Annotated in this window: 13 protein-coding genes; 3 read left to right on the plus strand and 10 right to left on the minus strand. The window is 36.5% G+C overall.

Going from position 1 to position 10,035, the window contains the following annotated elements; genetic code table 11:
- Positions 1 to 140: 140 nt before the first annotated feature.
- Complete coding sequence (locus tag BM253_RS03860) at positions 141 to 641, minus strand: HD domain-containing protein (protein WP_218154361.1); 501 nt, start codon at positions 639 to 641, stop codon at positions 141 to 143.
- Between the two features lie 125 nt (positions 642 to 766).
- The gene (locus BM253_RS17275) at positions 767 to 925 is read right to left on the minus strand and encodes a hypothetical protein (protein ID WP_177205714.1); all 159 of its coding nucleotides are present in this window, start codon (positions 923 to 925) and stop codon (positions 767 to 769) included.
- 539 nt (positions 926 to 1,464) lie between these two features.
- On the opposite strand from BM253_RS17275, the gene BM253_RS03865 reads away from it, so the two are divergent.
- Positions 1,465 to 2,418 carry a YihY/virulence factor BrkB family protein gene (locus BM253_RS03865; RefSeq protein WP_091519442.1) on the plus strand — a complete coding sequence of 318 codons (954 nt, stop codon included), beginning with the start codon at positions 1,465 to 1,467 and terminating at the stop codon, positions 2,416 to 2,418.
- Positions 2,419 to 2,464: 46 nt separating this feature from the next.
- Here the strand turns inward: BM253_RS03865 and BM253_RS03870 are convergent, their stop codons facing one another.
- The 7 genes from BM253_RS03870 to BM253_RS03895 all read right to left on the minus strand — a co-directional run bounded on the left by BM253_RS03870 (position 2,465) and on the right by BM253_RS03895 (position 7,308).
- Positions 2,465 to 3,964 carry an NAD(P)H-hydrate dehydratase gene (locus BM253_RS03870; RefSeq protein ID WP_091519444.1) on the minus strand — a complete coding sequence of 500 codons (1,500 nt, stop codon included), beginning with the start codon at positions 3,962 to 3,964 and terminating at the stop codon, positions 2,465 to 2,467.
- Positions 3,965 to 4,225: 261 nt separating this feature from the next.
- Positions 4,226 to 4,762 carry a DUF4269 domain-containing protein gene (locus BM253_RS03875; protein WP_091519445.1) on the minus strand — a complete coding sequence of 179 codons (537 nt, stop codon included), beginning with the start codon at positions 4,760 to 4,762 and terminating at the stop codon, positions 4,226 to 4,228.
- Between the two features lie 193 nt (positions 4,763 to 4,955).
- Positions 4,956 to 5,285 (minus strand): helix-turn-helix domain-containing protein, encoded by a 330-nt coding sequence (locus BM253_RS03880; RefSeq protein WP_091519446.1) that lies wholly within the window; start codon positions 5,283 to 5,285, stop codon positions 4,956 to 4,958.
- 451 nt (positions 5,286 to 5,736) lie between these two features.
- Complete coding sequence (locus BM253_RS17280; RefSeq protein WP_177205716.1) at positions 5,737 to 5,913, minus strand: hypothetical protein; 177 nt, start codon at positions 5,911 to 5,913, stop codon at positions 5,737 to 5,739.
- On the minus strand, positions 5,906 to 6,151 hold the full coding sequence (locus BM253_RS03885; RefSeq protein WP_091519447.1) for a hypothetical protein: 246 nt from the start codon (positions 6,149 to 6,151) through the stop codon (positions 5,906 to 5,908). The genes BM253_RS17280 and BM253_RS03885 overlap by 8 nt, the downstream gene beginning before the upstream one ends.
- Positions 6,138 to 6,551, minus strand: coding sequence for a DUF5675 family protein (locus tag BM253_RS03890; protein WP_091519449.1), 414 nt, complete (start codon positions 6,549 to 6,551; stop codon positions 6,138 to 6,140). The genes BM253_RS03885 and BM253_RS03890 overlap by 14 nt, the downstream gene beginning before the upstream one ends.
- A 1-nt stretch (position 6,552) precedes the next feature.
- The gene (locus BM253_RS03895) at positions 6,553 to 7,308 is read right to left on the minus strand and encodes a hypothetical protein (protein ID WP_091519452.1); all 756 of its coding nucleotides are present in this window, start codon (positions 7,306 to 7,308) and stop codon (positions 6,553 to 6,555) included.
- A 1,100-nt stretch (positions 7,309 to 8,408) separates the two neighbouring features.
- On the opposite strand from BM253_RS03895, the gene BM253_RS03900 reads away from it, so the two are divergent.
- Together BM253_RS03900 and BM253_RS03905 are read left to right on the plus strand one after the other, a co-directional pair.
- Positions 8,409 to 8,906 carry a P-loop NTPase family protein gene (locus tag BM253_RS03900; RefSeq protein WP_091519454.1) on the plus strand — a complete coding sequence of 166 codons (498 nt, stop codon included), beginning with the start codon at positions 8,409 to 8,411 and terminating at the stop codon, positions 8,904 to 8,906.
- A gap of 112 nt (positions 8,907 to 9,018) precedes the next feature.
- The gene (locus BM253_RS03905) at positions 9,019 to 9,219 is read left to right on the plus strand and encodes a hypothetical protein (RefSeq protein WP_091519458.1); all 201 of its coding nucleotides are present in this window, start codon (positions 9,019 to 9,021) and stop codon (positions 9,217 to 9,219) included.
- A 36-nt stretch (positions 9,220 to 9,255) separates the two neighbouring features.
- Here BM253_RS03905 and BM253_RS03910 read toward each other — a convergent pair.
- On the minus strand, positions 9,256 to 10,035 hold a 780-nt coding region (locus BM253_RS03910), incomplete at its 5' end, for a LexA family transcriptional regulator (protein ID WP_317040934.1).

Raw genomic sequence — 10,035 nt, forward strand, 5'->3', positions numbered from 1 at the left:
TTGATCGTGAGTCTTGTGTGCCCTGTTATAATATGGTTGGGTATGAAGTTTATTTAAATGGTAGATTGTATATTTAAGAATCAATCTAGAAATATTTTTAGTAAAAGTTTTATTTTAATTGAACCGCACTGAAACTTAAACTATCTTTTTCTCAAGTTTACTAATTCGGTTTGTACTTCTTTGTAAACCTTTTCATATAACTGTTTATCGCCCTTTGTTGCTACTTTTAAAATCGTCATGCACTCTTTCAGAAACCGTGGAGCAAAATGCGGGTCTGCTGCGGTTATTTCCTTACAATTGTCTAAAATATCCGCATATTTTATTGTTTGGGCGTCAGCACTTGTTTGTTCAATACGTAGGGTTTCTTTTTCTTTGCGTTGTTTACGGTTTAAGTGTGGGTACACTTCTTTTGTATAAACATCAGTAAGTTCTACTACCAGCTTCAAGGTCTGGTCTGCAACATTTTTATCCATTAATGTTTCTAAAAAAGATAAAAGTTGTTCTTCGGTAACCGACGTATCTTCCAAAACGTCGTGAAGTAGGGCAGCAGCCAATATTTGTATCTTATCAGTATACGCCGAACAGGTTTTCATAACCCGTATGGGATGCACAATATAACGTTCATCGCTGTACTTACGCATTTGTTAACCATGGGCATTATCTGCAAATTCTTGAATTTTGTTAAGGATTTGATCCATATTGATTGAATATTAAAGAATAAATAAAAAAAGCGGATGCACTAGACCCGCTTAAAATTTGAAAAACTTTACTTTTTGTTTTTCGTTTCTTTTTCGTTCGATGTAACATCGTCACCTTTTACCTTTTGTTCTTCATGCACCCGGCTATCTAAATTATGTTTATTTTCGGGTCTGTTATCCTGATGTTTCTTAACAGGATCGGTGTTGTTTTTCTGTTGATTTTTCATAGCATAAAATTTAAATTAAACATTTAATCCTTCTTAAATTTACGAGATTTAGGTTTTATCTTTCCATTGAATTTTTTTAAAAATTTGTATGTGATGGAAGTGTCATATATAAATGTTTTTATAATAAGAAGAATTAAAAAACACACTCATTAAGTCGACCAAAGCAATGAGTGTGTAAAATTCTGTTATTCAAAACTGATGATGTAAATCCAATAGTTGTGCCGAGGTACTTTACCAAAGGTTTTTTTTTACTAATACTGTTGTTATAACTGGATAGTTATTGTTGCATATAAAATCATAAAGATATTTGCTGATTTTCAATCGTTTAAAAGTTCTACATTTTGTGAAATTTTTCACATATTTAAAGAATATATTACACCTGTCAGAATTTATCAAAAGATGAAACATCTTTTCAAAAGTCTGATTTACAGCATAGAATTTAAAACATTTCATCTGTATGCTGAATCACCTGAATTTATTGTAAGGATATATACGCATGGTTTATAATTTGCTGTTTCGTATATGATAAATAAGGAAACATGGAAAAAAAGACTTTTTTTAAAGCAGCCTTCTCAATTCTTAAAGAAACAGTGAATACTTTTATGGATAATAGAGGATTAAAGCTCAGTGCTTCGCTGGCATATTATACTTTGTTTTCAATGGCACCGCTGCTGCTGTTGGTAATTTCATTAGCAGGGGCTTTTTTTGGAAGGGAAGCAATTGAAGGCAGTGTTTTTGGAGAATTAAACGGACTGGTTGGAAATGAAGCCGCTGCTCAAATACAGCAGATCATTAAAAATATGGAACTCTCGGGTAGTACCACTTTGTCTTTGGTAATAGGGGCTGTAAGTTTAATCGTAGGAGCTACTACAGTCTTCGGGGATATTCAAGATTCCGTAAATAAAATATGGAGTGTAAAGGCGAAGCCAGAGAAAGGATGGCTAAAATTACTTAAAGACCGCTTGTTATCGGGCTCAATAATAATCGGTCTTGGCTTTTTGCTCATAGTTGCATTGGTTGTTAACGGAGCTGTTTCAGCTTTTGATTACCTGCTTAAAGAGTGGCTGCCTGATTTTTCGGTAATACTTTTAACACTGCTTACAGCCGTAGTAAATTTTCTTGTACTTACACTTCTATTCGGTGTAATTTACAAAGTTTTGCCCGATGCTAAAATAAAATGGCGCGATGTAAGGGCAGGTGCTTTCTTTACGGCGGCTCTGTTTATGCTGGGCAGATACATAATAGGTCTATATATTGATAAAGCCGACGTAGGATCACCTTACGGTGCTGCAGGTTCGCTTATCATCATACTAATATGGGTTTACTATTCTGCTGCAATTCTGTACATAAGTACATCGTTCACCAAAGTATATGCTGCTGCAAAAGGTGAAAACATTAAACCGTCTGAACATGCGGTATATGTGGAAGAAAAAGAAGTGGAAAGCGATAATGAATCGGTACTGAAAGATGTCGACCAGCAGAAAGAATTATAAAAATATCATCATATACTGATGGTTACATGAGTAATATATGCTTAAATCAGTTGGTCATTATACGGTCGGTTAATAGACTGCGTAAAGTTAAAGGCAAGTGTTCTGCAAGTATAGATGCCGGAGTTACCTCGTATCGTTCAGCCAGTTCATCTCCTGCTTTTCCGTGTACAAAGCATCCTATCACAGCCGCGTTAAAAGCAGAATAGCCCCGGGCTAAAAAGGCGCTGATACATCCTGTAAGTATGTCTCCCATCCCTCCTTGTGCCATTGCCGGATTTCCTGTAGAGTTGATAAATACCTTACCTACTTCGTTAATAATGTAGGTATATTGGTTTTTAAGTACAATGACACATTGTAGTTCTTTCGCTTGTATTCTGGCTGTCTGTATACGGTTGTACCAGCATGTATGGGCACCAAATAAACGGTCAAATTCCTTTACATGAGGTGTCAGTACTGCGGGGTGCAAAATATATTGTTTCAGCAGATCTGTTGTAAGCATGTTCAAGGCGTCGGCATCTAAAACCATCGGACGTTTTTGCTGTAGTAAAAACAAGAGCTGATCCCGTTGTTCGGTATTGCTACCCATTCCCGGACCAATGGCAACAGATTGATACTTTGAGTAATCTAAAATCTTGAGATCCTCTTTATTTGCGGTCATTAGTTCGGGCTGGTAAACGTTTACATAAGGAAAATAAGCACTTTCTGTAAGTAATGTCACCAGTCCAACACCCGAAAATAAAGCTGCTTTAGCTGTAAGCAGTGCAGCACCTTTGGTTTGTGCATTTCCAGAAATAATAAGTGCATGACCATATGTGCCTTTATGTGTGAATGCTTTGCGTTTGTGTAATAATCCCTGCACCGTTTGTTGGTCTGTCCAGTAATAATCTGTAGGTATTGCCAAAAGGTAGTTTTCATCAAGTCCGATAGATGTAAATTTGAATGACTTGGTAGCTACTGTTGATTCCGGTAGTGTAAATAGAAGTTTAGGTCTTTGAAAGCAAATTGTCAGATCTGCTTTTATTCCACAGTAATCTTCAAAAGTAAATCGGTCCGTACTACAACCCGAAGGAATATCTACTGAAACTGTATAATTAGAGTTTTGGTTTATATGTTCAAAACTGGTTTTTAAAAAGTTGCTTAAATCCCTATTTAAACCCGACCCTAAAACGGCGTCAATCACAACATCAAAGTTCTGTGGTAGCTGTTCCGGAGTGCTTACGGTTTCAAACGATATTTTTAGTGCAACGAGTCTTTCTTTGTTTATTCTGAAATCTTCTGATTCGGTTGTAAAACCATTCATGCAGATCACCTTAATGTTATGGTAACCTTTCATCCGTAATAAGCGTGCAATTGCCAAACCGTCACCGCCGTTGTTTCCTGTTCCGGCAATTACTGTGATATGTCTTTGCGGAGAAATATGGTTTACAAAAATTTCAGTAAAAGCATTGGCGGCCTGCTCCATAAGATCAATGGTAGAAAGTTCGGAATGTTCGCAGGTATAGGCATCTGCCTTACGCATTTCTTCAGCTGTTATAAGGTTCAGCATATTTCAGGTTATATCAATTTTAAATTTTTTTGCAATCACTTCTTTACATTATTTCCTTATAAGATAATTCCTTAAACATTTTAAAAGGTTTTTAATAATGTTCTCTTTTATCTAATGTACATAATAATTAATGTTAAAGCAACATAGATACTTATTTGTGTTAACACCGCTGGACATTCTCTAACAATTTACAGTTAAAATGCTGTATTATCTTATTTGTACTGTATACAATACTGCATAACAGTGTTTTCGTACTAACCGTTAAAATTTGTTTTCAGTCACCTCATATTTTAATAGCGAAATATAAGGATCACCCTCCAGATTAAGTTCCATAGCAAAAGCAGGCTCCGTCTTAAATCCTTTATTTTTAAGATTAATTATACGTTGTCTGAATGCTTCTCCGTACTGTTGTAAAAGATTGTATTCAATTATCATATGTCTGTATCCTAGTTGCTGTTTTGTAGGTATATTTTGTCCGAAAATTTCAATTTTGAATTCATCCGCTTGAAAGCTGGCTGCAATAGATAAAATTTCGCCGTTAATTATTTCCTTTATTGTAAAGTTTGGTTCATTTCCAAAGGAGTTTTTAACCGATTCTACAAATTTTTCACGGTTGTAGAAACAACAAATTATGTCCAAGTCGCTTGAGGCTATATCAATTTTAAGCGGAATTGTTCCTACTAGTATAGGTTCATACTTTTCTAATTTTATGAAGATTTTTTTTAAGTTAAGTATATCATATGCCTGTATTTGTCTGTAGGCACTATTTTTCAGATATTCTATTGTGTCAAAATTCATAGTATGTATTACTGTTTGGTTCTGCTTAGTATTCTGTTATCTAAGTTTCTTGATATGTTCGTGGTTAATTATATTCTATTATTGTTACAAGTAATTATTTGCCAGAAAATATAATTGCTTGGACATACAAATTGTAATATCGTACTGTAGATCGTAGATAGCAAATTAGCAAATTGTGCCTGATAAATAGGGCTTAATTTTTTGCTTGCTTAGCTAAAAGCTTGTTCAACGTATTACACTGTTGCTTTAGTAACGCAATTGTTTCTTCATAATGGCGGTATATTGTTATGTTGTTAGGGTCAGGTATAATCATATCTTCATCAAACAGGTAAAAAAGTAGTTGGGGCATAGTAAGATCAAAGACCGTTGCAAGGTCACGCAGGCGTTCTATATTCAAACTTGTTTTACCAGCTTCTATTTTAGAATAAGCCCTTAACGAAATACCCAGCTTGTCGGCAAGAATCTGTTGGGTAAGTTGTTTTTCTCTACGTAATCTTTTTAAGGTAACTTTTATCTTTTGCATATTATAGTAGACTTAAATCTATTTAGGTAAAGGTACATCATTCTGTACTATTTGGAAAAATTATAATACGTATCCTAACTTTAATTAGTTATAGGATAGGGTGTCACTCAGCGCTTTTATTATACTGCAACGATAAAATCTTAGTTATAAGTTGTATTTAACTTCGTTTAGGTATTATTTCAGATATGAATTTGTAACTGTACAATAAAGTTTGGGCGTAAAAGAAGGGAAAAACCTACAGTATCAATTATTAATAACGAAAATGTCAAAGCCAAATATTTCTAAAACCACAATATATATCAATTCAATATATCGTATAAAAACACCCATCATCCCACATCAAGTACCTAGCTTCTAATCAGTTCAACAAATCAACAAATCAACGATTCATCCATTAAAAAACAAACCAAAAAAAGAGACTGCCTCATGCAAGACAATCCCTTTTCAATTATTAATCCTTTTTCTTACGCAGCCATTTGGCTGCTACCGCCAGCAGTCTGCCAAAAAGGTAGCTCGTCAGCGTACCTATGACAGCCAGTAAAACCGTCTTAATTACATCGGCCTGTAAAAGGCTGTACGAACACGAAAGCAGCATTCCACCTATAAACCAGTTTCTGCCTTCAGCCATTGTCTTCTTTTTTAACTGCAGCTTTTGCATCGTCAACAGTGATCTGCGATACTGCAGACAATACGCCTCCGGCAACTGCCAGATAACCCGCAATGTTTACCACTGCTACCGGTAATCCTATCGGCGCGGTTAAAATAGTTCCTGCCACGGCTGCCAGTACAAGTCCTACCGTACGTAGGGTTTTAAAGAATTTCGGAGTCGGTGCCATGGCACGATCCATTACATTATTGTTTTTCATTTTCTGAAGTATTAGAGGTTATACATAATTTAATTTGTCTGTTTATACGGTACGGTTCCAATGCATTCGTCAGTTTCTGCATTGTCTTGCGCGATTCCGTTCCTTTTCCTTCGGCTGTGAATTGTGTTACTGGTGCAATGCAGCCCTGTAGTTCTTTCTGTGCATCGTTCGCTGGGTGTATCAGTATACAGTTGCGGTTCGGAACATCAAGCAATACAAAATACCATTTGAATTTTTCAGAATATCTTTTTCTCAAAACATAAATTCCTTCGGGTACACACGAGATACGTTTCTTGTTATCTTGCCACGGCAGCTCAATGGTATAGGCAATATGCTTTCCGTTTAGGGTAAGTTCGCCGTGCACCGCCGTTGCAAGATAAATACGTTTAAGCATCAGCATATTACTGCTTGTTAAGGTTAACCACCGCCAGTGCGTTAAACGAACCGTTGTTCAGCATGTAAAACACACCGTTTATTTCTTGGTAAAATTCCACACCCAAAAGCAGTACCAATGGCAGTTCGCTTGCTGCTGTAAGTTCCAGGTCAAGTGTTAAGGCTGGCATTGTATCGCTGTTCCACGGAATTTCTGCGGTTCCTGTGTAAACCGTTAAAGAGTTTCCCGCTTGGAAATCTACTTCAGAGGCACCTGCAACAATCTTAAAGTGCGTTGTTCCTGCCGGTGCACTGATCATTTGTTCGGGAACCAGTTCCGGCAATTCCACACTCACATCCCCAGACGCACGATCAATAGAAGCGTTGTAAGGCACGTAAAGCGTATTGCTTAAAAGTCCGTTACTATTGAACTCAAATCCTCGCAACAGTTCAAAATTCCCTTCAATCGGGGTACGCTCCCCACGGGCATTAACCGTATCGGTTTTAATAATCGTCATCAAATCCTTAACCAGTCTGCTTACCACCCGCTTGTCCGACGTATTGTTCAACATAGGTCTAAAAGCGCTGCGCAGGTACTTTCCGTAGGTGCCGGCTCTTCCAAATTCACTTCCGTTTTCACGTGTCCTTTTAAATGCAGGATCCTTCGCCATACGCTTTTTGTCTATCCCACCTTTTTCGCGCGCTAAATGTCCGTCTTTGGTCTTGTAAAAGGTCACACCACCCAGGGTCCCCTTAATTTTAAAAATGCCGTCTTGTGAAGCCATAATTTCTAATTTTTTTGAATGAATAAAAATGATTGTGGTTCCTTTCGTTGCAACTTATGTAGGATTACCTGTGACAAAGTTGTGCATAAAAGAATGTGAATATTTTCAGTCGATTCCAAATGACATCACATGGCATTAAGTGACAGTATACGATATGTTTTATAGATAAATCTGTTACAAAACAACAAAATTAAAGCACTTTTTGGAGTGTATGGAGAAGTCTTATTTAAGCTTTTACTTTATTGTATTTTGAAGACTAAAGTGAATTTTGAAATATACAACCGAAGATGAATGTATGTTGTTTAATTAAAATAGTGATAGATAGAGTAATCTGGATTAGTAAGACTTTTCTTTAACTTTTGTCTTAATACAAATCGAAGATTCATCGATTCATTAATTGATAATAAGAGAGTAGAGATAAAAGTTACAAAAGATCAAGACTCTATTTTTTAAACGGTCAACAAACTTCTCGAAAAGGAAATCAAATAATCGCTCCCTACGGTCGTATTTGATTTATTCCTTTTCTTCAAAGACTTGACACTCGCTGAAAAAATAATGTCGCTATTGAATCTGGATTTGTTGAGCATAAGGATTTTGATTGAAAATGCAATTGTAATGCAAACACGTATTGTTATGAATACCCAGCCCATTAAGCCAAAGCCGTTAAAAACGTTAAATGCAACTTCGTAAGGAAATTTCGGCGCGAAGCGAGCATTCGAAATTTTAGAAGTAAATGCCAACGTTTAGGCTTTGGGTTGTAGGGCAAAAAAAGAGATTTTTGCAACTTTGTATCTTTACAAAGTTGAGAAAAAACCAAGTATTTCAGTCACGAAGAGTCGAGTATGAAAACAGAGAATATTCATTTAACCTAAGAGTAATCAATTTGATTTTGGAGTATAAAGTAGTTGGATTAACGAATACGCATATCAGCATATAAACGATTCATCAGTTCAACAATTCCCCACTACAATATACAGTTAAAAAATACCCCACAATTTGTCCCTCCCTTCGGAATCCATCATCCCTCATCCATTTTTTTCTCCCAAGGTGGGAATAGTCCAATAGATTACCAACTTATTTAGCAGAATAAAACTTGGATTATGCACATCAATCAAACCTACAAACTAAAAAATGGTAACTGCCAATACAACTACTTCAAATGCATACAGTATATGCAGCAGCAGGGTAAAATTATTTATGGCAGCAGTTACCTCATCCATTCTTCACAAAGACAACAGCTATACAGACTGTTAGTTTACGCAACAGCAAATAAAGAAGAATGTGCACTATACGGAATTGATCTGAAAAAAGGATTGCTGGTTAGCGGACCCGAGGGTAGTGGTAAAACCAGCCTGATGCATTTGCTTAAACCGTTCTTTCAACTTAATCAGCAGTATTTTATTCGCAGCATTAGGGAAATAGCGTTTTGTTACAAAAGATTTGGCAACTATACGTTACAGCAATATCTTTTTCATCATTTACCGTACTGTTTTGATGATCTGGGAATGGAACCATTGAAGTTGGATACAGAAGTAATGAAAGAATTGTTGCAGTATCGCTTCATGCATGCTGCAGATAATACGCACATTAGTACCTGATTAAATAAAGGCGCGCTTGTAGAAAAGTATGGGAAAGATTTCACCGAATTGCTGTACCGTAAACTAAACCACATCGAATTTACAAAATCGTTTAATTTATAAGAAAAGAGCTATGAAGAAGCACGAAGTAAGATTGTGTATTTATCCCAAAGATATTCAGCGTATCACCGGTAAAAGCTACAGGCAAAGCATCCGTATTCTAAAAGCGGTAAGGCAATTGTTCAATAAACCCGAAAACAGTTATGTATCGGTTACCGAATTCTGCATCTACAGCGGACTCACGTATCAGGAAGTTGTAGCGTTTTTAGATTGAATTTAGTAAGCTGCAACCAATAAATTAAAATTCATATTAATTATTTTTCTTCAATTTCTTTACCTCTGTTTTCAGTTCCTTAAGCAGCTCTATAATCTGCAGCTGATCCGTGTTAAAATCATCTTTTGTGAACTCGTCTGTCGAAATGCTGCAGGCATACTCCCATATCTCAAAAATATCTGCAAGCGGTATGCTGTAAGGTTCGTAAAAAGTATTGTCTGCGGCTACGGTAATGGTTTCTTCTTCCGTTTTCACCAATCTTTTATAGGTAATACCCTCGCTTCGGGTAACAAACAGATAGCTTTTTTCTTTTTTCAGTTCGGTTGCTTTTTCAAGGTATTTCCCTATGATGAATGCTCCGCCTTTATACGGGGGCATAGAATCTCCTTCCACGGGAAATGCACGGTAGGTGCCTGCTCCAAGAAAGGGCAGGGAAATGGTTTGTAGGTTTTCAATATATTCGGGATCTGCATAACCGCTCAAGTAACCCATTGATGCTTTATGTGGAATAATCTCAATAATATTCTCTCCATTATGATCCACTTTAACAGGCAGCAGTATGCGGTTGTCCGGCAGTTCCATAATTTCCTTCAGCGGAATTTTACGCAGGTCGGCAGAAACCATCAGGTCAATGCTTATATGAAAGTATCTGGACATTCTTATAAGCAGTTCCACGGGAGGTTCCGATGTTGCGTCTTCGTATTTCGCATACCTTACACGCGTAATAATTAAATCATCTGCAACCTTCTTTTGAGAGACCCCAAGTTGGGCACGCAGATACCTTATGTTTTCTGATAAAATAGACATTGATACAAT

Origin of the sequence: Paenimyroides ummariense (genome assembly GCF_900115115.1) — a bacterium.
Taxonomy (GTDB): domain Bacteria; phylum Bacteroidota; class Bacteroidia; order Flavobacteriales; family Flavobacteriaceae; genus Flavobacterium; species Flavobacterium ummariense.

Coding starts and splice junctions, on each gene's coding strand:
- BM253_RS17275 (WP_177205714.1), bottom strand. CDS start 925: ATGAAAAATCAACAGAAAAACAACACCGATCCTGTTAAGAAACATCAG.
- BM253_RS03875 (WP_091519445.1), bottom strand. CDS start 4,762: ATGAATTTTGACACAATAGAATATCTGAAAAATAGTGCCTACAGACAA.
- BM253_RS03880 (WP_091519446.1), bottom strand. CDS start 5,285: ATGCAAAAGATAAAAGTTACCTTAAAAAGATTACGTAGAGAAAAACAA.
- BM253_RS17280 (WP_177205716.1), bottom strand. CDS start 5,913: ATGGCTGAAGGCAGAAACTGGTTTATAGGTGGAATGCTGCTTTCGTGT.
- BM253_RS03885 (WP_091519447.1), bottom strand. CDS start 6,151: ATGAAAAACAATAATGTAATGGATCGTGCCATGGCACCGACTCCGAAA.
- BM253_RS03895 (WP_091519452.1), bottom strand. CDS start 7,308: ATGGCTTCACAAGACGGCATTTTTAAAATTAAGGGGACCCTGGGTGGT.
- BM253_RS03860 (WP_218154361.1), bottom strand. CDS start 641: ATGCGTAAGTACAGCGATGAACGTTATATTGTGCATCCCATACGGGTT.
- BM253_RS03890 (WP_091519449.1), bottom strand. CDS start 6,551: ATGCTGATGCTTAAACGTATTTATCTTGCAACGGCGGTGCACGGCGAA.
- BM253_RS03865 (WP_091519442.1), top strand. CDS start 1,465: ATGGAAAAAAAGACTTTTTTTAAAGCAGCCTTCTCAATTCTTAAAGAA.
- BM253_RS03905 (WP_091519458.1), top strand. CDS start 9,019: ATGAAGAAGCACGAAGTAAGATTGTGTATTTATCCCAAAGATATTCAG.
- BM253_RS03870 (WP_091519444.1), bottom strand. CDS start 3,964: ATGCTGAACCTTATAACAGCTGAAGAAATGCGTAAGGCAGATGCCTAT.
- BM253_RS03900 (WP_091519454.1), top strand. CDS start 8,409: ATGCACATCAATCAAACCTACAAACTAAAAAATGGTAACTGCCAATAC.